At 33.2% G+C, this 24,736-nt stretch carries 19 protein-coding genes and 1 tRNA gene; 5 read left to right on the top strand and 15 right to left on the bottom strand.

Annotation, left to right across the window (positions count from 1 at the left end):
* Nucleotides 1–6: 6 nt before the first annotated feature.
* Together nusA and rimP are read right to left on the bottom strand one after the other, a co-directional pair.
* Complete coding sequence (nusA, locus tag ACUUYC_RS10620; protein WP_474265783.1) at nt 7–1,239, bottom strand: transcription termination factor NusA; 1,233 nt, start codon at nt 1,237–1,239, stop codon at nt 7–9.
* Between the two features lie 13 nt (nt 1,240–1,252).
* Nucleotides 1,253–1,717, bottom strand: a complete 465-nt coding sequence (rimP, locus tag ACUUYC_RS10615) for a ribosome assembly cofactor RimP (RefSeq protein WP_474265782.1) — start codon at nt 1,715–1,717, stop codon at nt 1,253–1,255.
* A gap of 156 nt (nt 1,718–1,873) precedes the next feature.
* On the opposite strand from rimP, the gene ACUUYC_RS10610 reads away from it, so the two are divergent.
* Nucleotides 1,874–2,695, top strand: coding sequence for a universal stress protein (locus ACUUYC_RS10610; RefSeq protein WP_474265781.1), 822 nt, complete (start codon nt 1,874–1,876; stop codon nt 2,693–2,695).
* A gap of 77 nt (nt 2,696–2,772) precedes the next feature.
* On the opposite strand, the gene ACUUYC_RS10605 is transcribed toward ACUUYC_RS10610, so the two are convergent.
* The 4 genes from ACUUYC_RS10605 to ACUUYC_RS10590 all read right to left on the bottom strand — a co-directional run bounded on the left by ACUUYC_RS10605 (nt 2,773) and on the right by ACUUYC_RS10590 (nt 7,794).
* On the bottom strand, nt 2,773–4,167 hold the full coding sequence (locus ACUUYC_RS10605) for a TolC family protein (RefSeq protein ID WP_474265780.1): 1,395 nt from the start codon (nt 4,165–4,167) through the stop codon (nt 2,773–2,775).
* A gap of 8 nt (nt 4,168–4,175) precedes the next feature.
* Nucleotides 4,176–5,525 (bottom strand): HlyD family secretion protein, encoded by a 1,350-nt coding sequence (locus ACUUYC_RS10600; RefSeq protein ID WP_474265778.1) that lies wholly within the window; start codon nt 5,523–5,525, stop codon nt 4,176–4,178.
* Nucleotides 5,519–7,189, bottom strand: a complete 1,671-nt coding sequence (locus ACUUYC_RS10595; protein WP_474265777.1) for a peptidase domain-containing ABC transporter — start codon at nt 7,187–7,189, stop codon at nt 5,519–5,521. The genes ACUUYC_RS10600 and ACUUYC_RS10595 overlap by 7 nt, the downstream gene beginning before the upstream one ends.
* Nucleotides 7,190–7,721: 532 nt before the next feature.
* Nucleotides 7,722–7,794 (bottom strand) — tRNA-Gln (locus ACUUYC_RS10590).
* A 152-nt stretch (nt 7,795–7,946) separates the two neighbouring features.
* On the opposite strand from ACUUYC_RS10590, the gene ACUUYC_RS10585 reads away from it, so the two are divergent.
* The 3 genes from ACUUYC_RS10585 (at nt 7,947) to ACUUYC_RS10575 (ending at nt 15,211) form a co-directional block, all read left to right on the top strand.
* Nucleotides 7,947–11,180, top strand: a complete 3,234-nt coding sequence (locus tag ACUUYC_RS10585; protein ID WP_474265776.1) for a glycosyltransferase family 117 protein — start codon at nt 7,947–7,949, stop codon at nt 11,178–11,180.
* Nucleotides 11,181–11,270: 90 nt separating this feature from the next.
* Complete coding sequence (locus ACUUYC_RS10580; RefSeq protein WP_474265775.1) at nt 11,271–14,546, top strand: DUF2723 domain-containing protein; 3,276 nt, start codon at nt 11,271–11,273, stop codon at nt 14,544–14,546.
* A gap of 11 nt (nt 14,547–14,557) precedes the next feature.
* Nucleotides 14,558–15,211 carry a polysaccharide deacetylase family protein gene (locus ACUUYC_RS10575; RefSeq protein WP_474265774.1) on the top strand — a complete coding sequence of 218 codons (654 nt, stop codon included), beginning with the start codon at nt 14,558–14,560 and terminating at the stop codon, nt 15,209–15,211.
* Here the strand turns inward: ACUUYC_RS10575 and ACUUYC_RS10570 are convergent.
* From ACUUYC_RS10570 to cphA, 3 genes are all read right to left on the bottom strand, one after another.
* Complete coding sequence (locus ACUUYC_RS10570) at nt 15,208–15,504, bottom strand: thioredoxin family protein (protein ID WP_430410358.1); 297 nt, start codon at nt 15,502–15,504, stop codon at nt 15,208–15,210. The two genes, ACUUYC_RS10575 and ACUUYC_RS10570, sit on opposite strands and share 4 nt — an antisense overlap.
* An 89-nt stretch (nt 15,505–15,593) precedes the next feature.
* Entirely contained in the window at nt 15,594–16,892 is a 1,299-nt protein-coding gene (locus tag ACUUYC_RS10565) for a metallophosphoesterase (protein WP_474265773.1), read from the bottom strand.
* A 134-nt stretch (nt 16,893–17,026) separates the two neighbouring features.
* The gene (gene cphA, locus ACUUYC_RS10560) at nt 17,027–19,681 is read right to left on the bottom strand and encodes a cyanophycin synthetase (RefSeq protein WP_474265772.1); all 2,655 of its coding nucleotides are present in this window, start codon (nt 19,679–19,681) and stop codon (nt 17,027–17,029) included.
* A 197-nt stretch (nt 19,682–19,878) separates the two neighbouring features.
* On the opposite strand from cphA, the gene ACUUYC_RS10555 reads away from it, so the two are divergent.
* Nucleotides 19,879–20,742 carry a cyanophycinase gene (locus ACUUYC_RS10555; protein WP_474265771.1) on the top strand — a complete coding sequence of 288 codons (864 nt, stop codon included), beginning with the start codon at nt 19,879–19,881 and terminating at the stop codon, nt 20,740–20,742.
* 178 nt (nt 20,743–20,920) lie between these two features.
* On the opposite strand, the gene ACUUYC_RS10550 is transcribed toward ACUUYC_RS10555, so the two are convergent.
* The 6 genes from ACUUYC_RS10550 to ACUUYC_RS10525 form a co-directional block, all read right to left on the bottom strand.
* A complete protein-coding gene (locus tag ACUUYC_RS10550) occupies nt 20,921–21,850 on the bottom strand; it encodes an isoaspartyl peptidase/L-asparaginase family protein (RefSeq protein ID WP_474265770.1) in 930 nt (309 codons plus the stop codon).
* Between the two features lie 940 nt (nt 21,851–22,790).
* Nucleotides 22,791–22,991, bottom strand: coding sequence for a hypothetical protein (locus tag ACUUYC_RS10545; RefSeq protein ID WP_474265768.1), 201 nt, complete (start codon nt 22,989–22,991; stop codon nt 22,791–22,793).
* Between the two features lie 290 nt (nt 22,992–23,281).
* Nucleotides 23,282–23,464 carry a hypothetical protein gene (locus ACUUYC_RS10540; RefSeq protein ID WP_474265767.1) on the bottom strand — a complete coding sequence of 61 codons (183 nt, stop codon included), beginning with the start codon at nt 23,462–23,464 and terminating at the stop codon, nt 23,282–23,284.
* A gap of 157 nt (nt 23,465–23,621) precedes the next feature.
* The gene (locus ACUUYC_RS10535) at nt 23,622–23,807 is read right to left on the bottom strand and encodes a hypothetical protein (protein ID WP_474265766.1); all 186 of its coding nucleotides are present in this window, start codon (nt 23,805–23,807) and stop codon (nt 23,622–23,624) included.
* A gap of 353 nt (nt 23,808–24,160) precedes the next feature.
* On the bottom strand, nt 24,161–24,337 hold the full coding sequence (locus tag ACUUYC_RS10530) for a hypothetical protein (RefSeq protein ID WP_474265765.1): 177 nt from the start codon (nt 24,335–24,337) through the stop codon (nt 24,161–24,163).
* Nucleotides 24,338–24,489: 152 nt separating this feature from the next.
* Nucleotides 24,490–24,672 carry a hypothetical protein gene (locus tag ACUUYC_RS10525; protein ID WP_474265764.1) on the bottom strand — a complete coding sequence of 61 codons (183 nt, stop codon included), beginning with the start codon at nt 24,670–24,672 and terminating at the stop codon, nt 24,490–24,492.
* Between the last annotated feature and the right edge of the window lie 64 nt (nt 24,673–24,736).

The raw sequence follows: 24,736 nt of genomic DNA, 5'->3' as shown, positions 1-24,736 counted from the left end.
TATTTATTAATCTTCGAATTCTTCTTTTAGAATTCTTATTACTTCCCCTACGGTTTCTTCCTCTAAATCAGTTTGCTTTACAAGGAAGTCTAATTCTTGATCCAAGACACTTTTTGCAGTATCTAAACCAATTTTCTTAAATTCTTCAATCACCCAAGCATCAATTTCATCAGAGAACTCAGTTAATTCAACATCTTCTTCAACACCTTCACGATATACATCTATTTCATATCCTGTAAGTTGTCCTGCCAATCGAATGTTAAATCCACCTTTTCCAATGGCTTTTGAAACTTCTTCTGTTTTCAAGAATACTTCAACACGCTTCGTTTCTTCATTAATTTTTAATGAACTCACTCTTGCTGGACTTAAGGCACGCGTTATAAATAGCTGTAAATTCGTTGTATAATTAATTACATCTATATTTTCGTTCCCTAACTCTCTCACGATTCCGTGGATACGAGAACCTTTCATTCCCACACATGCTCCAACTGGATCGATCCTATCATCATAAGAATCTACAGCTACTTTTGCTTTTTCACCTGGTATTCTTACTACTTTTTTAACTGTGATTAAACCATCAAAAACTTCTGGAATTTCTTGTTCAAATAATTTTTCCAAGAATTCAGGAGCCGTTCTTGACATGATAATCATAGGCTTATTTCCTTTTAACTCTACTCTGTCAATAATTCCTCTTACATTTTCCCCTTTACGGAAGAAATCAGATGGAATTTGATTTTCTTTTGGCAACACAATTTCATTTCCTTCATCATCAAGCAATATGACTGCTCTGTGTCTGATATGATGCACTTCTGCTGTGTATATATCCCCAACTAAGTCCTTGAACTGCTTGTAGATTGTTGTATTGTCGTGCTCATGTATTTTAGAAATTAAATTCTGACGTAATGCTAAAATCGCTCTTCTTCCAAGGTCAATTAACTTTACTTCTTCCGACACATCTTCATCTACTTCAAAATCTGGCTCAATTTTTCTTGCCTCTGTAAGTTCGATTTCCTGGTTTGGATCTTCTACTTCACCATCAGCAACAACTATTCTATTTCTCCAAATTTCTAAATCACCTTTATCAGGGTTTATAATGATATCAAAATTATCATCTGACCCAAATTTCTTTTTTAATGCATTTCTAAAAACATCTTCTAAAATCGCCATTAGTGTTACACGATCTATTAGCTTGTCGTCTTTAAATTCCGAAAACGACTCAATCAATGCTAGATTCTCCATGACATGTCTTTAATTAAAATGTTACCATAACTTTTGCTTTTACTATTTCTTTATAAGTAATTTCTTGTTCCTTTTGAACCGTCACCTTACCTTTTCCAATGGGTTTTGGCTCTCGCGTCTTCCATTGTAATTTAATTTTTTCATCATCAGCCTCTACTAAAGTACCTTCTACTTTTTTGTTATCAGCAATGATTACTTCAAGTTTTCTATTTACATTCTTTTTGTACTGACGAATATGCGTTAATCCTTCTGAAACTCCAGAAGAATAAACTTCTAATGAGAAATCTTCCTCTTCTCTATCTAAATTATGTTCAATATTACGGCTTACTTTCATACAGTCACTTAATGTAACTCCGTTATCACCATCAATAATGATTACAATCTTATTCCCAGCACCAATTTCTTTAGAGATAAGAAATAGCGATTGATCTTCATCAAGCACCTCTTGTAATAATGTATTAACCTTCTGTTTGAACATTTTTTAGTATGAAAAGAGGGGACTTTATGTCCCCTCATTTTTAGTTTTTCCGTCTTATAACGGTGCAAATATACACATTTTTTCTAATCTTAAAAACTATTCAACTAAAGGATTTTATTTGTAACTTTAGTTATTATACTAAAACTCAATAGTTAGATGAAAAAAATTCTACTTCCAACCGATTTTTCAGACCAAGCCGAGTATGCTCTAAAAGTTGCCGCTTCTTTGGCAAAACAAAATAATGCTGAAATACACTTGATGCATATGCTTGAACTTCCTTCGCATTTTCTGTCTGGAGACACCAATTTAAATGTTCCTGAACAATTGTTATTTATGAAGATTGCCAACGAACGCTTTGAGAAAACAATGGAAAAGGAATACATGAAAGATATTACCGTACATGTATCTGTGGAATCTCATAAAGCTTTTGACGGAATTACCGAAGCTATTATTCAACATGATATTGATTTGGTTGTCATGGGATCAAAAGGAACTTCTGGATTAAAAGAAATGTTTATTGGCTCTAATACAGAGAAAGTTGTGCGTACAGCTGACGCTCCAGTGTTAGTGATAAAGAATGAAATTGATGATTTTAATGTTGATCGTTTTGTGTTTGCTTCCGATTTTTCAGAAGATCAAAAACTCGTATTTGAACAAGCGCTAGATTTTGCAAATAGTTTTAATGCCAAACTACATTTACTATATGTAAATACACCAAATCGTTTTGTAAGTACTGCAAAAGCTGAGGAAAAGATGAGCGCTTTTATAGCTGATTTTGAGATTCCTGATTATGAAAGACATATTTATAATGATGACACAATAGAACATGGGATTTTAAATTTTTCTAAATCTATAGATGCTGATTTAATTGGAATGAGCACTCATGGACGACAAGGTTTAGCACATTTTTTTAATGGAAGTATTAGTGAAGATTTGGTAAATCATGCGTTAAGACCTGTGATTACGTTTAAGATTTAATCTTAAAAAAATATTATATATAAAAATCCCAATCAGTTACGATTGGGATTTTTTTTGGCTGTACTCGTTTTCATATGCTATAGTAAGTTCGCCATTATATTAAATAAACTTGCTTTTGTTTTGAAGAATTTATTTTCTAAATCAATAGCCTTTATCGTATTTTCTATGAGTTTCGCTTCGCGTGAATTGACAAGGAATAATGAGCTTTCTCCCAAGAAAAATTTACGCTCTTCTGCTTGCAATAGTATTTGGTAATCTGTCACCAATTCTTCTGTCAGCTGATTTTGCAACACATACGATTCTATTTCTTGTGTAACAGCATCAATTTTGTTTTTAAGCGTTACACGTGTTGTTGAGATTTCAAATGCTACATCTTGTAATTTTAATTTCGCTAAGCGTAAATCTCCACGTTCTTTTCGCAAGAATAACGGAAAACTGATGTTTACACCGCTTTTATAGTTAACCGAATTGAACGTTCCAAGATTGTCTGGCGTTTGTGACAGAAAGTTGTATTGCAAGTCTATTTGTGGCAACAACATGTTTTGTCGTAAACGTTTGTTGAGCTGCAAACTTTCATATTTAAAATCTAATGAACGCAATTTTGGATGCGCATTTATATTAAAATCTTCATTATCAAACCCTGTTACTTTTAATACATCATCAATATTTGTAACCGTCTGAATATCTGGCAACATATTATCTCTTAATTCTACAGGTGTATCATCATTCAACCATAAAAAATTTGATAACTCTAAAGTTGATTTTACATATTTGATGCGTGCTTTTTCTAATGAAAGTTTTCGTGTATTTAGCGTCAATCGCGCTTCTAATGTATCAATTGCAGCTCTTTCACCTTCGCGGTAGCTTGTTTTTATTCCTTCAAAACGAATAGTAGCATTCGACAAAAACGAATTATAGACCTCTTTATTTCGATATGATTTTAACCAATTAAAATAGGTTAACGAAGCTTCATAAAGTATTTCGTTCACTAATAATTGTTGATCCGCTTTTGCTTGCTGCGTGAATAGTTTTGCTTGTTTTAGCATTGCCATTCGTTCATTAATCAAAAATCCTCTTGCTAATGACACTGAAACTCCTGCACTGTACAAACCATCTGTTGGAACTGAAAATTCAGGATTTAGAAATTCTCCCGTATTTTCTTCAAAGTTTGCCTTGAATTCGATTCCGTACCATGTTGGAATTTTAAATGTAGCATTTAACTTATCGTAATATTCCGTGTTTTTGAATTTTTTACGATCGTAATCAACTTCCAATTTTGGATCAAACGCACCACGCGCTTTTAGCAATTTTGCTTCACTTTCGTTAATAATTAAATTCGCTTGTTTCACAATTGGATGGTATGTTTTTACATAACCCAAATATTCGTTCAACGTCATGATTGAATCTATTGAGTTTTGCGCACATAGCATTCCGCTGAAAAGAAATACAATGAAATAAAAGTAATTTCGCATGATCTGTATTATTTCTTTTTAGTTTCTTTTTTATTTGCTGGTTGATAGAAGTTTGGCGGAAAACTGTTTAACTGTCTCCACAACTCAAACCAAATTGGCACATCGTCCAATAAGGCAATTGTTCTTGCTCCTGAACCAACTCTGATTGCTTCCGGCCACGCATGATCGTTTTCATCTGGCGCAAGCAATATTCTGTATTTTCCGTTATCACTGATAAAGTTTTCAATCGCCACAACTTTTGCTCCGTAGGTTCCATACGATACATTTGGCCAACCGCTAAATACAATTGCCGGCCAGCCATCAAATTGTACGCGTACTTTTTCACCAATATGAAGCAATGGTAAATCTATTGGGCGTACAAAACTTTCTACTGCCAACTCATATTTCGCAGGCATGATTCCGACTAATTCTTCACCTTCCTTAAACGTTTCTCCAATTCCGCCTTTTATAGCTTTGTTGATGAATCCATCTTGTGGTGCAGTTACATACAACAAGTCGTTTCGAACCTTATAGTTTGTGTACTGATTTTCTAACTTCGTTACCTGCGCTTCCGTATCATACTGACTAGATTTTGCCGTAAACATGTTACTTTGCGCTTTCGATATTTTATCTGCATACGTTGCATTTGTTCGCGACAATTCTATTTGCGCATTGATTAAATCATTTTTATTTGCCAGATATTTATTTTCTAATGAGATGAGTTTCGCTTGTGTTTCTTGCAATTTTAAGCGTTTTTCCTCAACATCTTTCACCGCTTTTAATCCTTCTTTTTGCAATGTTTCGATACGATTGTATTGACGCTGTGCAATATTTTCATTGATTCGTGCAGCTTCCACATCTATACTATCACCTTTGATTTTTAGTTTTGCTTGCACCAATTTGTTTCGTGCTTGTTCTAGCTTTAAGCTTCGCTCATTTTGCAGTGCAACAACTTGTCTTTCCAAGGCACTTATTTTTCCTTTGTAAGCTGCTACAGAAGATGATTTTGCTTTGATTTGATCGTTGGTACGCTCTACTAGTTTATCATCAAAATAATCACTTTTGATTTCAGATATTTTTAAGATTGTATCTCCTTTTTGAACCGAATCACCTTCACGAACATACCATTCTTCTATTCGCCCCGGAATTTGTGATTGAATGGTTTGTGGACGCTGATCTGGTCGCAATGTTGTTACTTGCCCTTGACTCGAAATATTCTGCGTCCAAGGCAAAAACAGTACAATAAGTCCTATGATTGCAAACGCCAATAAAAACCGATTGAATTGCTTGTAATATTCTTTACTAAATATCTTTTTTCCAGATTTGAATTTAGTTAGATCGACTTTTTTGTTAAGTTGATTGTGTGATATATTTAACATGCTTTTCGATTTTTAATTTCTCCTTTTTCTAGTGTTACTAATCCGCTACAACTTGTTTTCCAACGTTCGTTGCTACTTACTACAATCAATGCCCAAGGATTTGATACATCTGTTAAGAAATCAATGATTTCATTACTTTCATCAATATTGAATTGATCTAAAGGATCTTCTAGAATTAATACTTTTGGCTTTTTAATGATCGCCCTCGCTAATACTATTTTTTTGGAAATGTTATACGAAATTTGCTTCCCTTCCGGATTTAATATTGTTCTTAAACCTTTTGGCTGTTCTTTTATAAATTGTGTCAATCCAACTTTTTCAAGTGCCCAAAAAATGGTTTCATCAGAAATATCATCATCTCCAAAGGATAAATTTTCTCTGATAGTACCTTCAAACGGAGTTTCTTCTGAGAGTGATAATCCTAAATGCGATCTGTAATGATTTAAGTGCAAACTTCCCATTGAAAATTTGTTTACATAAACACTTCCAGCAGTTGGCTCAACAACAGCCGTAATTAATCGTAATAAGCTAGATTTCCCAGAACCACTTTCACCCTGAATTAAGATTCTACTTTTTGGTATTATTTTTAGTGAGATGTTTTTCAGAATTGGTTTTTCACGATTTGAAACTTGATATGAAACATCATCCAACTCAATTTCCATTCCCGATTCATAGTTTGGCATTTCCCCATCTTGCGACTCCAATTCCTTGTCTACAACTTGCCCTAGTTTTTCAATAGAGGTTAATACATCATAGAAAGATTCCAGTCCAACAATCAGTTTTTCAACCGAAGCAATTACTAGAAGAATAATGATTTCTGCAGCAACAAATTGCCCAATATTCATTTCCTGATTTAACACTAGTGCACCACCAATTAATAATAAAGAAGCCGTTACTAATACTTTGAACGAAATCATTTGTATGAATTGCATCACTAATACACGGAAGTGACTTTCACGCGCTTTTAAATATTCCTCTACCAATACATCATTCTTTTTAAGCGCCAAACTGGTATTTCCAGATAGCTTAAAACTTACCATTGTACGTGCAACTTCCTGAATCCAATGTGCAACTTTGTATTTATTTTTAGATTCATCCAAACTTGTTTGCAATCCTTTTTGTGCTGTAAACTTGAATACTACATATATTAAGACTATCAATAAAAGTCCAAAAATGATAAAGAATGGATGATAGAATGATAACAGGATTAACGCGAAGAGTATTTGCAATAACGCTGAAGGCACATCTATTAATATTTTTGACAATCCTTTTTGAATTGTTAATGTATCGAAAAATCTATTTGCCAATTCTGGTGGATAGTAATTGCGAAGCTCATTCATATTAATTTTCGGGAATCGATAACTTAATTCAAATGAAGCTCGCATGAAAATTCGCTGCTGGATTGTTTCTATAATTCGCAGTTGCATCAATTGCAATGCTCCTGTAAAAACAACCCCTAAAGTTACCAATACAACTAACACAACCCACGAAGTTGAAATTTGCGCTCCTTGTATTAAATTTATAATTGATTGAATTCCAAGCGGTAATGACAACGCTACTATTCCTGCAAAGATGGCATAATACAGTATTTGAAAAATATCCTTTTTTTCTAATTGCAATAAACCAACAAAACGTTGCCAAGGTGTTAATTGAGTTTTCTCCATGTTTTTTACATTAAAAACGTTATTTCCTGTAGTGAAAACTTCTTCTCTACAATCTATTTTAATATTTATGAACGCAAATATAATAGTATTACTATTAACTTAGCGCATACAAATATCAATATTAACACTTTGTAATTTTAAATTAATGATTAACAATAGATTACACTATATTCATTTTATGATATTTTAACAAATAGAAACTGAAAAAGACAAAAAAAGCCTTTGATTCCCATCAAAGGCTTCCTAAATATTTGGTTTTAGCTATTTGAAATAAGAATAGGAATTGCTTTCAAGTTAAAAGTACTTTCTATTGAATTATTAGAATTTACCTCAACAAAAACTTCTTTTAACCTGTAATAAATCGTCAATCTGGTTCAAATAAAAAAGCTCCTTTCGATATGAAAGAAGCTTTTATTTACCATTAGTGTTTATTTTGACGGTGTTCAAGATAAATCTCTTGCCCACATTTTCAACCATTTACTAAAATTAAGGCATAAAAAAAGTCCCAATCAAAATTGAAAGGGACTTTCTGTTGGCCCACTAGGGCTCGAACCTAGACTCTTCTGTACCAAAAACAGACGTGTTGCCAGTTACACCATGGGCCAATACTGTAATGCGGTTGCAAATTTAAAACAAAGTTTTATATGACCAAACATTTTCTGAATTTTATTTCAATGAATTTCTTAATGTTTTCTAAAAAAGTAAGTTAGCCAACGAAAAAAAATTAAATTCGTGAAACAATCAAAAAATACTATCAATGACCATCGCTTTCAATTTTAAAAAATGGAATCTGATTCTTGGATGGATCGCATTTTTTATTGCATTCTTCACATATTACCTTACTATGGAACCTACTATAAGTTTCTGGGATACTGGAGAATATACAACTACAGCAGCAAAACTACAAGTAGGACATCCGCCTGGAGCACCTTTTTTTCAAATTTTAGGAGCCGTTTTTGCTTCTTTTGCTAGTAGTCCAAGCGAAGTAGCCAAGATGACTAATTTCGTTTCTGTATGTGCAAGTGCATTTACAATATTGTTTATGTTTTGGACTATTACAATACTTGTTAGGAAAGTAATAACTCGCTCAACGGCGGTTTTAGATAAAAATCAAAGTATTGCTGTTTTAGGTAGCGGATTGATAGGCTCGTTAGCATATGCGTTTTCAGATACATTTTGGTTTAATGCTGTAGAGACTGAAGTGTATGCTATGGCAAGTTTGGTTATGGCATTATTGCTATATTTAGGTTTGCGTTGGGAACAAGAAATGTTTACTGAAAGAGGTAATAAATGGCTCATTCTTATTTCTTTTACTATAGGAATTTCTTTCGGAATTCACTTTATGGGATTCTTAGCAATTCCGTCATTAGTGTTGATTTACTTCTTTAAAACGTATAAAACCATTACTATTAAAAAATTTATTATTGCAAATAGTGTTGCTATACTTGTATTATTATTTGTGTTTAAATTTTCTTTTGCAACACTTCTAAAAATATTTGGTCAAGGAGAAGTATTTTTAGTAAATACTTTTGGATTTCCTTTTCATTCAGGCACTTTACTTATTGCCTTATTATGTATTGGGCTTTTTTATGCTGGACTACGTTATACAAGACGAAAAAGAATGATTCAATTACATACATTATTGTTATCATTTATCTTTTTATGTATTGGTTTTTCTTCATGGATTATGCTTCCAATTAGAGCGAATGCAAATGTTGTCGTGAATGAGCATAACCCAAATAATGCCAAAGAACTGTTGGCGTATTATAATATGGAACAGTATGGTAGCAGAAGTATTGCTTACGATTCTATGTATACACAAGTGTATGCTGGAGCAGATCCAATAACTCCATACAAAGATGGTATTCCTAAATACGAAGCCAATAAAACATTGGGAAAATACACCATAGTAAACGACTGGAAAAATGCACGCACTAATGTTGATGGTGCACACAAAGGCTTCTTTCCTAGAATGTGGGATAGCGAGCGTGCCGAAAATTATATGCAGCTTGGAGGTGTTCCTGATTTTACTATTCAACCACAATATCGAGATCAAAAAAAATTACAACAAGTCGTTTCTGATTTTAGAAATAAGTTAGCCAATGGAGAAATCGATCATATACAATACCATGCTTTTTTAAGCAAAGTTGGATCGTATTTAACTATTGAGAAACCTTCTTTAGTTCAAAATTTAAAATTCATGCTCAATTATCAAGTTGGTTATATGTACTGGCGTTATTTTATGTGGAATTTTTCAGGAAAACAAAATGATATTCAAGGAAAGTATGATGCACATAATGGAAATTGGAGAAGCGGAATTACTGCTGTAGATGAATTGCATTTGCCTTCTCAACAAAATTTACCTGCTGATGTATTAGAAAATAAAGCCCGAAATAGTTACTACTTAATTCCATTAGCATTTGGTATTTTAGGATTGATATTTCATTTCAGACGTGCTAAAAAAGACTTTTGGATTCTACTTGTCTTTTTCGTGTTGACAGGAATTGCAATTCAAGTATACACTAATATTCGTCCTTTTGAACCGCGTGAACGCGATTACATCGTTGTAGGCTCGTTTTACATTTTTGCCATCTGGATAGGTTTTGGTGTATACACACTATTCGATAAATTCAAAACCATTATTCAACCCAAAATACTAGCTCCAGTTATTGTCATCATTTCCATTTTTGCAGTTCCAGCACTAATGGCTTCTGAAAATTGGGATGATCATGATAGATCTGGCAGATATACTGCAAATTTTATGGCAAAAGCTTATTTAGATTCTTGCAAAAAGGATTCTATTCTATTTACAGTTGCCGATAATGACACTTTTCCTCTATGGCATAGTCAAGAAATTGAAAGTTACCGCACAGATATTAAAGTTTTAATTTCTGAATACATGAATGCAGCTTGGTATATTGATCAGGCAAAGCGAAAATCTTATGAGAGTGATCCATTACCTATATCGTTAACACACAAACAATATCGCTATGGAACTCGAGATTATATCAAAGGAGAGATATTAACTGATGAAGTTTGGGACATTAAACGTTGGTTAGCTTTCGTTACAAATGATGCAGAATCGCACAAGCTTGGAAATATACTTGAAAGTCAAGGATATGATGTTTCAAGGTACCCAAAAAGCTATTTAGACATGAATTTTTATCCAACAAATAAGATCAAAATTGCTGTAGATAAAGAAAAAGTTCTTCAAAATGGTGTGGTTACGAAAGAGGAAGCGCATTTGATTGAAGATTATATTGAAATCACTTTACCAGAATCAGGAATTTATAAAGCACAATTGATTAAACTAAATATTTTAGCAAATAACAATTGGGAACGTCCTATTTATTTCGCTGGAGGAAGTTCAGATGATGGACACTTTTTATGGCTTCAAGATTATTTACAGTTGGAAGGATTAACATATAGATTTGTTCCTATTAAATCTGAATCTAAAAACAATTTTGAAATTGGAAAAGTAAATTCGACATCAATGTATGAGAATGTGATGAATTGGGACTGGAAATCGTATGGAAATCCAGAAGTATATCATGATGCACAAGGAAGAAGACAAAGTATTAGTTTTCGTAATAATTTAGCTCGGTTAGCAGAAAAACTCATTCAAGAAAGAGAAGATGAAAAAGCATTAAAAATCATTGATCTTGCTATGGAAAAAATGCCCGTAGAGATATTTGGCTACTACACATTTGTAATTCCATTTATAGATGGATATTATACATTAAATCAAAAAGAAAAAGGAAAGCATCTTGCCAAAAAAATCATTTCAAAATATCAAGATAGTTTATCATATTACAGTAGTTTGAATTTTGAATCACAGCAAGAATTTTTAGATGATATTATATATACTTTGCAACAATACAATAGTATTTTAACAATATTTTCAACTAAAGATTCAAAAGCTGTTGCTGAACAAGAAATTGAAAAATTTAATAATTATGTCAAACGGTTTAAATACTTTCTAGATAATTAATATCGAGTTCACTGATTAATACGTCGTAATCTTTTTTGGTTGCTAGATAATTCTTTAAATTCGCCATTAGTCTTATTTAAATGCATATTCATGACTTCATTAAACTTTAAAAAATGGAACACCATCTTAGGATGGGGAGTTTTTTTAATTGCATTATTAACCTTTAGCTTAACTGTTGAACCAACAGCTAGTTATTGGGATTGTGCAGAATATATTAGTACTGCTGCTAAGCTTCAAGTTGGGCATCCACCAGGAGCACCATTTTACCAAATGATGGGCGCCGTGTTTGCTACTTTTGCTTCAGGACCAGAACAAGTTGCCGTTATGGTGAACTATTTATCTGTGTTTTCTAGTGCATTTACTATTCTTTTTATGTTTTGGTCAATTACCAATTTGGTAAAAAAAGTTGCATTAAAGAAGCCTGAAGGTCAAAATGCAGAAGTAGAATTCACAATTGGAAAACAAATTGCCGTTCTTGGAAGCGGATTAGTTGGTTCGCTTGCATTTACATTTTCAGATAGTTTTTGGTTTAGTGCAGTAGAAGCCGAAGTATATGCAATGGCTGCGTGTTTAATGTCCGTTTTATTCTGGATGGTATTACGCTGGGCAGACGAAATGCACAAACCTAGAGGTGATCGTTGGTTAATTTTAATCTCTTTAGTCATAGGTTTAGCCTTTGGTGTACACTTAATGGGATTATTAACGATTCCTGCTTTGGGAATGATTTATTATTTCAAGAATTATGAAAAAGTTACACCAGTAGGTTTTGTTCTTGCGAATGTAATTTCAGTAGCCGTTCTATTTTTTGTGTTTAAATTTATTCCACCAACAACTTTGAGTATTTTCTGGAATATGGAAGTATTCTTTGTAAATACGTTTGGAGCACCTTTTAATACAGGTTATATTTTTGCTGGCTTACTATTTATTGGAGTTTTCTATGCTGCTTTAAATTATACAAAAAAGAACAATTATCGTTTACTTAATACAATCACACTTTGTTTGGCTTTTATTTTAATGGGATTCTCCACATGGTTGATGATTCCTATTCGTGCAAACTCTGACATTGTTGTAAACGAAAATCAACCTTCAAACGCACATTTATTATTAGCTTATTACAACTTAGAGCAATATCCTGAAACACATATTTTATACGGACCAATGTATACAGATATTTATGGCGGTTTAGATGCAAAAGAACCATATGTAGATGACAAACCACGTTATGAAAAAGATATCGCCTTAGATAAGTATGTAGTTGTAAATACATGGAAAGGTGCAAAACAGAATTCAGATAGTAAACACAGAGGTCTGTTACCTAGAATGTGGAGTTCTGATCATGCAGTAAATTACATGGAATATGCTGGATTGTTAGATTTCGACATCAAACCAGAATATCGTGGTGATAAACAAATTGTAGAAATCATTAATGATTTTAAAAAAAGAGCAGCGAATGGTGAAGTGTATGCAGAAGATTATGCAGAATACATTAAAAAGATTCGAGAATATATTATCGTAAAACCACCAACTTTTGGGCAAAACTTATACTATATGCTCAATTATCAAATGGGCTATATGTATTGGCGTTATTTCATGTGGAATTTTGCAGGTAGACAAGATGACGTTCAAGGAAAGTTAGACAATCACGGAAATTGGATTAGTGGAATTGGCCTTATTGACGAACTGCATTTAGGTGCTTCGCAAGATAATTTACCGTCAGATGTTTTAGAAAATAAAGCAAGAAACACATACTTCTTTTTACCTCTTATCTTAGGAATTATTGGATTTGTATTTTTATTATTACGCGCTCCAAAACAGTTTTGGGTATTACTTGTATTCTTCCTGTTTACCGGATTAGCATTAAAGATATTTTTGAGTGAACGACCTTTTGAACCAAGAGAACGTGATTACGCATTGGTAGGTTCGTTCTACGTATTTGCCATTTGGATTGGCTATGGTGTTTACGCACTTTTCGATTCATTACGAACATATGTAGATGGAAAAATTGCTGCCGGAGCTATCACAGCAGTTGCTTTGTTGGCAGTTCCATTATTAATGGCTTCTCAAAACTGGGACGATCACGACAGATCTAATCGTTATACAGCACAATCTACAGCAAAAGCATATTTAAATTCTATAGAAGAAGATACTGGCGCTATAATCTATACCATTGGAGATAATGATTCATTCGCATTATGGTATGCACAAAGTGTTGAAAAGTATCGTACAGATGTAAGAACTATAAACACAAGTCTTTTAGGTACAGATTGGTACATTGATCAAATGAAGAAAAAAGCATTTGATAGCGAGCCAGTTCCTTCCGAAATGACACACGACAAATACAAACACGGAACACGTAATTATGTTCGTTACGAACGTCATCCTGCAGTTTCCGATAGTACTGTTTGGGAATTAGATCGTTTTATGGACTGGGTTTTAAGCGACCGAAAAGAAACAAAATACGGGTATTTAATTGATGAAGTATACGAAGTTGAAGATAACATTCCGCAAAGTCAACGAAATATCATTTATTATCCTGTAAATAAAGTTCGTGTTCCTGTAAATAAAGAAAATGCAGCAAAATATGTTGATGCAGAAGATAGACATTTAATGGTTGATTATATTGATATTGAATTGCCAAAAACTGCATTGTACAAGAATAATTTAATGATGCTTGATATTCTGAATCAAAACGATTGGAAACGTCCAATTTACTTCACAGGTGGAAGTTTTGACAAAGCAGAATACATTTGGATGAAAGAATATTTACAGCTTGATGGATTAGTTCTAAAACTAATCCCTATTAAAACTAAAAATTCTAGTCAATATGAATTAGGACGCGTTAATAGTGAATTGATGTATAAAAATGTGATGACTTGGGATTGGGGAAATGCTGAAAGCGATGCTATTTATCACGATCCACAAACGCGTAGACAAAGTATTTCATACCGAACTAATTTAGCTAAATTGGTTGAGCAATTGATTAAAGAAGGTAAAAATGATAAAGCAGAAGACATTATCGATTTGACACTTGAAAAAATGCCAATTAAGTATTTTGGATATTATATTTTTACCGAACCATTTATTGATGGTTATTTCAAAATTGGCAAAAACGAAAAAGGAATTGCCGTTTACAACGAAGTAAAAACAAAATATATTGAATACTTAGAATATTACAAAAGCGTTAAGCTAAGTCAGCAATATGATGACATTGAAGATATTTATCAATATTTAGAAAAATATAAAAGCCTTTTAAGCATCTTAGACGTAAATGATCAAAAAGCACTATTAGAAAAAGAAAGAATGCTTTTTGAAAGCTATTTATTGCAATTCAATCATCTTTTTGGTTCAGAAGAAGATGCTGAATAAGATTTTTTAGCATGAAATTATATACAGTAAAAACTCCCAAACTAGTGAAATCTTTATTTCCAAAACTAGTTTGGGAGTTTTCTGTTACTACAAAAACCATCTACTTAACTTTTGATGATGGACCAATTCCTGAAGTTACACCTTGGGTTTTACAACAACTTTCAAAATACAGCGCAAAAGCTACATTTTTTTGTATTGGTGATAATGTAAAAAAATACCCTGAAGTGTTTCAGGAAATCGTTGCACAAGGACATGCAATAGGAAATCATACACAACATCATGTAAATGCTTGGAAGACTTCTATCGAAGTATATATTGCCGAAAGCATACTTTGTGACGGAACACTTAAAAACGCCTTAAAAACATCTAAAAAAGACACAACGCGCCTTTTTCGTCCTCCATATGGAAAAATTACACCTCATCTCACAAAAAAATTGCGAGCGCTTGGTTATAAAATTATAATGTGGGATGTACTGAGCGGAGATTTTGACACAGAATTGTCTCCTGAAAAATGTTTAGAAAATGTAATTCAGTATACGGAAGCAGGAAGTATTGTCGTGTTTCACGATAGTGTAAAAGCACAAGAAAAGATATACTATGCGTTACCAAAAGTATTGGCGCACTTTAGCAATTTAGGATACACATTTGCGCGTATATCTATTTAGACGTGTTCGGTAATTAAACCAATAAGTGTATTTGCATCTTGCTCTCCACTTTGCCTCCAAACCATTTCTCCACCTTTGTAAATCATCAGTGTTGGCAAGCCTTTGACACGAAGTGCTTCTGCTAGTTCTTTATTTTTATCAACATCTATTTTAATAACTTTGGCGCTATCACCAATAGCAGCTGCTACATCGCGCAATACGGGATGCATAGCTTTTGACTGCTCGTTCCATTCTGTATAAAAGTCTAACAAGATTGGAATATCTGCACTAATTAATTCACCAAATTTTGACATAAGCGAATGTTTTTTATTTTTAAGGAATCACTATTTTTTTAACGAAAAACATAGTAGCTCTCTACTACAAATGTACTATTTTATTACGATTATGCTACTTTCTCACGTTTTTTCAACTCTATCACGGTAATTTCTGGCCATATTCCAACACGTCCAGGAAACGCTAATACACCAAATCCGCGGTTTACATGCAAGTATTTTCCAGCTTCCTCATACAGTCCTGCCCAACGTGGATATCTATATTTTGCAGGACTCCATTTTAAATTTAGGAATGGAATTTCTATTCCAAATTGCATTCCATGTGTATGCCCTGCCAATGTGAGTTGTATCTTTTTTTCAAAGTCAATGATATTTGATTCATCTGTTACAACTGCTGGATCTTCTTTTTCTTTTTCACGAATCTCCATTTCCTTGTAATCAAAGTGAGAAGGATCATGCGATAGTAAAATATTGAATTCTCCATCTATTACACCTTCTGTTGCTTTGCGCAAACTTCCTCGTTTTGGAAAATGACGCGATGCTCCCCAATTTTCTACACCTAAAATGTTTAGTTTTTGACCGTTTCTTTCTAGCGTTCTTTTTTCATTCAACAATAAATCAAAGCCAATATCTTCATGTACTTTCTCTATCTTACTGTGATTTTCATCAATTTCTTCTTGCTTGCGATAGGCGTAATATCCATAATCATGATTTCCTAAAACTGCATACATTCCGTCTTTTGCTTCCATTCGTTTAAACGTATCAATCCACGGATCCATTTCTTCAGCAACAGCATTTACAATATCACCAGTAAACACGATAATATCACTTTTTTGCTCGTTGATCAAATCAACTGCATATTCTATTTTTTCTTTGTTATCAAAGCTTCCAGAATGAATATCTGAAATTTGTGTCAACGTATATCCATCAAATTCATCTGGCAAATCATCAAAAAACATCGTATGTTTTATGACTCTATAATTGTATCTACCTTGAAAAATTCCATAAAGAAATCCTGCAAAAGGGATTGCTGCAATTCCTAATGCTATTTGGCTTATAAATTTTCTTCGCGATGGAATAGCTTCGCCAACTGTCATTCCACTATGTTGAAAATAATTAAACAATGAAGCAAAAAATCGATAGATATCTTCAATGAATAATATAGCTATTATGAAAAATTTTGGAATTATGAATGTAAGCGCTAATCCAATGGCATATCCTGTGGAAATACTAAATCGTCCTCCACGTTGAGTCATACTCATTTGATAGAAAAAGATTCCGTATACAATAACTGTAACAATCCAAAATCCTATAAGGACAAACTTATTATTGGTTAAGGCACGTATTGAAAAAAAAGTATATAGTTCTAAAATCAGAACTATAATTATAGGGACTAAAAAACGTAACATTGACTAAATTTTAACAAATTTACCTCTAATCCATAAATAGATTTTACGATTTACAGGAATTTTAACACTTCACATCATTTAAATGCTATAAATAAAAAACTCCCGAATAATTTCGAGAGTTTTTTAATCTGTTTTTATTGTAAATTAGGAATATCGTCAGGTGTAAAATCATACAACTCGTTTGATTCTTCCTCTTTTAATTTTTTGACTAAATCTAATGCATCTGGAACAACATCACTACATAAAACAATGAGTGAACCTTGTTTTGCATTTTTAACGGCATGTAAAATGGCTTCACTTTCAGATGGGATGATCGTTGTTTTTTTGTTTGGATCGTGCATTTTGATTCCATCATCTAACATTTTAATCAATTCTTCTTCTGTTTTTCCACGCAAACGTTTGTCTTGGCGAATAATTACCTCATCAAACATTTCTGCAGCTATTCCGCCCATTTCGTTGTTATCTTCAACTCTACGATCTCCAATTCCTGCAATAATTCCAATTTTTACAGACGCTTCTAAGTTATCTACAAATTGTTTTAAGGCACGCATTCCTGCTGGATTGTGCGCATAATCAACCAAGATTTGGAAGTTTTTAAATTTGAATAAGTTCAATCGTCCTGGTGTTTGTGACGCAGATGGAATAAAAGTTTCCAATGCAGCGCGCATATCTTCCAAAGTAAATCCTTTTAAGTATGCTGTAATAACTGCTGGCAATACATTTTGAATCATAAATGTAGCTTTTCCACCAAAAGTTAGCGGAACATTTACAGCTTTGATGACACGCATTTTCCATTCACCTCTACATAAAGTTATATATCCGTTTTCATAGATAGCAGAAATTCCGCCGCGTTTTTGCATTGCTTTAATTCGTGGATTGTTTTCATCCAATGAGAATAATGCTACATTACACTCTACGCTTTTACGCATTGCATATACCAAATCGTCATCAGCATTTAAAATTGCTGTTCCTTCTGGCAATACAGTTTCAGGAATAACTCCTTTTACTTTTGCTAATTGTTCTATGGTATGAATTCCTTTTAATCCTAAATGATCGGCTGCAACATTCGTTACAATACCAATATCACAATTTTTGAATCCTAATCCTGCACGTAACAATCCTCCACGCGCACATTCTAATACTGCAAAATTCACTGTAGGATCTTTTAATACAAATTCAGTACTTGCTGGACCTGTACAATCTCCTGTCATTAGCAATCGGTTTTGAATGTACACACCATCACTCGTTGTATATCCTACTCTATATCCTTTCATTTTTGCCATGTGGGCAATCAATCGTGTTGTGGTGGTTTTCCCATTGGTTCCAGAAATAGCAACTATTGGAATTCGTGAAGTTGATCCTGGAGGAAATAATTTATCAATTACTGGTGCTGCAACGTTTCTTGGCAATCCTTCTGTTGGTGCTAGGTGCATACGGAATCCTGGTCCTGCATTTACTTCCAACACAGCGCCGCCAGTTTCTGATAATGGTTTGCTAATATCTGAAGTCATTACATCTATCCCACAAATATCTAAGTCAATAATTTTAGAAATTCGTTCTGCCATAAATACATTTGCAGGATGTACAACGTCTGTTACATCTTCGGCAGTTCCACCTGTACTTAAGTTTGCGGTGTCTTTTAAAATCATCACCTCATCTTTTTTCAAGACCGTTTCAAGCGTATATCCTTTTGCAGCAATTAATGTTTTTGTAAGATCATTAATTTTAATCATGGTCAACACTTCTTCGTGTCCGTAACCACGACGTGGATCTTTATTTACTTCGTCAACCAATTCTTGAATCGTTGATGTTCCATCTCCAACAACATGTGCTGGTGTTCGTTTCGCTGCAGCGACTAATACATTATTGATCACTAACAAACGATAATCGTCTCCCGTGATATATTTTTCTATGATTACAGATCGAGAAATTTCTTGGGCAGCTTTAAATGCTACTAACGCTTCTTCATAAGTATTGATATCAACTGTAATTCCACGTCCATGATTTCCATTTACTGGTTTTACAACTAACGGAAAACCTACATAATCACAAGCACTTTCCAAGCTACGCTCTCTACGAATAATTTCACCACGTGGCACTTGTACTTCTGCTTGTTCTAATAAGTATTTTGTATCTTCTTTATCACATGCAATTTCAACGCCAATATTACTAGTTTCGCTTGTTACAGTTGCCTGAATTCGTTTTTGATTTGCACCATACCCTAATTGACATAATGAATATTTGTTCAATCGAATCCAAGGAATTCCTCTACTTACCGCTTCTTCTACAATAGAACCTGTACTTGGACCAAGGCGTTCGTCTTCGCGAATTTCGCGCATTTCTTGAATATCTTCAGCTAAATCATATGCTGAACCTGAAATCAATGCTTCACAGATACGAACTGCTGATTTTGCAGCATACCGACCTACTTTTTCTTCCATATATGAAAAGACAACATTATATACACCTTCTTCTCCATATCCTCGCGTTCTTCCAAAACCTGTGTCCATTCCCGCCAAGGTTTGAATTTCCAATGCAATGTGCTCAATTACATGTCCCATCCATGTTCCATCGTCTACACGCATAAAAAAACCACCTTCGCAACCTTCAGAACATCTATGAGAATACATGGAAGGAAACATAGCTTTTAATCGATCTCCAAAACCATCTACTTTATTGGTTGGATATTCTTCCATCTCTTGCAAGTCCAAGACCATTACAATTAGTTTATGTCTTCTCACTGACCAATAGTTTGGTCCTCGCATTGCGTTTATACTTCTTATTTCCATGTGTGGTTGATTTGCTTGGTTAATGAAACTTATTTTTTTATAACAAGTTCAGTCATAAATATAGAAAAATTTCACAGATTTCTTAGTTCTTTTCAAAATTCTATATGCATATAACATCTCTAAATTAAGATTACGCTAAAAAAAGAGTAAGAGATCGAAAATTATTTTACTTTTGCACTCACAAAAATCACTATAACATGCAGCAGATTAAAGGTACTTTAATTCCCGTTGGCGGAAATGAAGACAAAGGAAATGATGATGACGAAATGTACACGCAAGAATTTATTGACGAAGGGATTTTATTTCACGTTGTAAAAGAAGCTGGTGGCATTGATGCAAAAATTGTAGTGATTCCAACTGCTTCTAGCATTCCTGTAGAAGTTGGTGAAAATTATTTAGATGCTTTTCATAAACTAGGTTGTACAGATGTTACTGTTTTAGACATCAGAAGTAAAGAAGATTCAGAAAAAGAATCATCTATTGAATTAATCAAAACCGCAAACTGTATTATGTTTTCTGGTGGAGATCAATCTAAGATTACTGATAAAATAGGCAGTACAACTATTCATAGTATTTTGGCAGATCGTTACCGAAATGAAGAAGGTTTTGTAATTGCAGGAACTAGTGCTGGCGCTATGGCAATGGCAAATGAAATGATTGCTGGCGGAAGCGCTTCGGAAGCTTTTATTAAAGGTGCTGTGACTATGTATAAAGGTTTGAGCTTGATTCCTGAATTGATTGTTGACACACATTTTATTCGTAGAGGACGTTTTGGAAGACAATCGGAAGCGGTTGCTAAATTCCCAGAATTAATTGGAATTGGACTAGCAGAAGATACAGGAATGATTATCAAAAACGGAAACGATTGTACTGTAATTGGTTCTGGAATGGTGATTGTGTTTGATGGTTCTTCACTTACACACAACAACGAAAAAGTATTGAAAGAAGGAACACCAATGACAATGGCAAACTTGCGCGTGCATGTATTATCAAACGGAGACCAGTTTGATATTAAGAATCGTAAAGTTTCTGTATTACCGATTGAGGCACCTTTTATTTAGACTCATTCCCGTAAAAACGGGAAACTCTTAGACAGCTTAGCTGTTGGATGTTAGATCGCTTCGCTTTTAGCTGTTTTCTTGTGAAAACAGGAATTTCTTGCTAATGCTTGATTTATTTACACTAAGTATTTCATCACGTCATGCTGAACTTGATTCAGCATCTCATTATGTAAGCAAACTATTTATAAATTGAAACTTCTTCCGTTCCGTTTGAAGATTTACTTGCTCTGTACATTCCTTCGGTATTGAAAGGCATTGCAATGTTTCCTTTGGCATCAACTGCAATAAGTCCGCCATCACCACCAAGTTTTAAGATACGCTCGTTGATTACTACATCAGCAGCTTTTTCCAATGGATATTCTTTGTATTCCATTAAACTTGAAACATCATAGGCAACAACACCACGAATGAAGTATTCACCACTTCCTGTACACGAAACTGCGCATGTTTCATTGTTTGCATAATTACCTGCACCAATCATTGGAGAATCGCCTACTCTACCAAAACGCTTGTTTGTCATTCCGCCTGTAGAAGTTGCTGCAGCAATATTTCCATCTTGATCGCAAGCAACAGCGCCAACAGTTCCAAATTTTGAATCTTTCTTTAGCGAATGATCTAACTGAAAACTATCTGTTCCTTTTATCTCTTGCCATTGATTGTATCGTAGTTCATCGTAAAAATACGATGGATCTTCAAGTTCGTAATTGTGCATTTTTGCAAAATACATAGCACCTTCGCCTGCCATAAATACATGCTCGCTTTTATCCATTACATCACGTGCCAACGAAACAGGGTTTTTAATTCCTGTGATTAGAGAAACTGCGCCAGCATTTAAGGTTTTTCCTTCCATAATTGCTGCGTCCATTTCATGCGTCCCTTCAGCAGTAAATACACTTCCTTTTCCTGCATTAAACAAGTGTGAATTTTCCAATAACTTCACTGCTTCTTCCACTGCTTCCACAGAAGATTTTCCTTCTTCTAATAAGGCATAGCCTGCATCTAATGCTTTTTGCAAAGCTGCTTTGTATTGAGTTTCTAATTCAGGCGTCATCATTCCTTTTACTAAGGTTCCTGCGCCACCGTGAATGGCAATTGAAATGGTCTGCATTTTCTCTTATAATTTAGTGACACAAAATTACAAATTTGTTGTCATTAAAAAACAAGATTCAAGAAACTATATCAAAATATTTTAATTCCATTCAGAATTTTTTAAACAGCTTTTTTATAGCCAAATCATATTACCGTTTATAGATATAATAATGATTTTAAAATTAATAAGGAATAAATTTATAGAATGAAAATATTAACCGTTTACGGGAAAGTCGTAATTAACAATTAAACAGTAGAAAACATGAAGGGAAAGGAAAAGAAAAACCCCTAGGGCAGCGGTTTATAAAGATAAAAGTAGTTTTATAAATAAATACAAATATTTCTGACACAAGCTGCTGGACAGTGTATCGAGCCGCAATCTGCATTAGAATAACAATGTCCAAATCCACCATTAATAGATTGTTGTTCTGATTTGTTTAACACTGTTCCTAGTTTAGAAATTGATTTTAACATAGTATAAAATTTTGATTAGATAGGAAAGTAAAAAAAATAAAATATTAGTCCCTTACGGTAAGACCGTAATTAACATTTAAACGGTAGTTATGAAGAAAGAAAGAAAAAAGCGAACCGAAGTTCGCTTTAATCAGAATTTATATCTCCAACTTTGAGAAGATTAAATAAATTGTTAAAAAACTAAATTAATTACAATTAATAACATTTGATTGACAAAGTCTAAGACCACTATTATCGACACATTGACCCGGGTTTTCAGTATTAAGTGGTTCCGGTTCCGGCATCGGGCAATAACAATATGATTCATAGTGTGTTCCACCTCCTTTAACAAGCATTGAAATATCTAAATTAGAAATAGATTGCTTGTTAAGTTTTAATGATCTAAGGTTTCTTTTTTTCATGTGTAAATGATTTTAAAATTAATAATAAATTGAAACTAGAAAAGAAGTGTCCATAGAGTTAGGACACTTACTCAAATATTAGGATTATTGTTCCCAAGGTGGTTGTAACGTTTTAGTTATATCACACAAAAAGGAGTAACAAATTCCATTGCAAGAAGCAAAATCAGAATAGTTTGTACAAGAGGCTGCGCAACTATCATCAGTACCTCCAACAATTGCATGACTATCTAAACTTGATACAGAACTTTTGTTGAGTTTTAAAGTTTTAAGATTTCTTTTTTTCATGTATAAATGGTTTTAAAATTAATAATGAAGCTAAGAAAAGGTGAAAACTTATTTAAAAAAAGAATGTGTAGGGACAATTTATAAATGGGCACTAATAAATCAAATAAACAGTAGAAAACATCAGTAAAGAGCTCAATGAAAATTTAGGATGTGCTGCAATGATTTTAGCAACTGGAATTTCAATTGCCTTAATTATATGGGTAACTTCAATAATTTAAAAACTGTAGTTATTAAAAGTATGGAGAAAAGAAAAGCGAACCGAAGTTCGCTTGTATTGAATAATTTGAATGTTAGCCACACGCAACATCAGAATTACAACCCCACCAAGTAGGGCAAGCATAATCTGTCTCACATGTACCACAGGCAGAAATTTGAAAAGTTGGGTACTCTTTTCTTCCTCCTCTTGTCTGTTCTTTAAGATTAGAAATAGACTTTTTGTTAAGTTTTAAAGATTTAAGATTTCTTTTTTTCATGATATCAGTTTTTAAAATTAATAGTGAAGCAAATGAATAAAGATTCACAAAAAAAAGCAATGTTTATAAGTCGAAATTGCGCAAATATGACTTCTAAAACTTGTAGTTATGAAGAGAAAAAGGAAAAAGAAAAGCGAACCTAAGTTCGCTTATATTATCAACCTGTAGTAAAACTACAAAATGAAGCAAAAGTTTCACAGATTCTTCCGCCTCCATCAGTAAACCACTCATGATCATCAGGTTGTGGTCCAGCGTCATTAGAAGGTGTTCCAGGTAATGCTCCTCCAAAAAGAGAAATAGAAACTTTATTAAGCTTCAAAGATTTAAAACTTCTTTTTTTCATGATATAAAATTTTTATGATTTATAACTGATAGTTCAAAGACTAAAGAAATGTTACCCAAAAATAATTTTAAAACAAGTGTTATGAAGAATTAAAAAATAGTTTTTCAGGTTGTTAATCAGGTTGAGTCCTATTAATATCACCCACATCTTGAGCTCCACCATTAACAGAATTCATTTGTTCTATAGATAATTGTTCAATTTTTTCTAACATAATACAAGTTTAAAAATTAATAATAACTCAAGATATAGAAAGGAAAACTGCATTACAAAAACTTAATAAAAATTAACATAAAAACAATAGTTATAAAATAAAAAGGAGAAAAAGCGAACCGAAGTTCGCTTATAAATTAAACTTATTTCTCTGAATTAGGAGGGTTTGGATTTGGATTAGTAGGCTCGCACCCATCAGAACAGACAAATGTGCAAATCCATGAACAAGTCCAAGAGCCTCCTCCATTTATATAACTTTTATCAAGTTTAGTAATAGTCATTTTTTTAAGCTTCAAAGATTTTAAATTCTTTTTTTTCATGATCTAAGGTTTTGATTAAAAAGAAAAGTATAAAAACAAATTAGCAACCACTTACGGGAACACCATAATTAACTTTTTAACAGTAGAAAATAAGGACAAAAAAAGCGAACCGAAGTTCGCTTAAAATTAAAAACTATAAGTTCTTCAAAGTCTCAGCTATTATTTTGTGACTGTTCTTCATTATGTTCTGGATCAGTAATGTAAGTATTCCAATTGGCTGATTCTTCACGATAATCAGTATTAGATGACTCTTCCTCATTATGTTCTGGATCAGTAATCCCTCCATATACATTCTGTGGTTTTTGAATTTCGAAATTTTTCAATTTTTCTAACATAATAATTGATTTTTAAAATTAATAATATCTAATGTAGAAATAAAGTGATTAAAGTTTATATACG

This window comes from Kordia sp. E (assembly GCF_056033805.1).
Note: the sequence above shows the minus strand (reverse complement) of the source record. Positions and strands in the feature narration are given on the sequence as shown.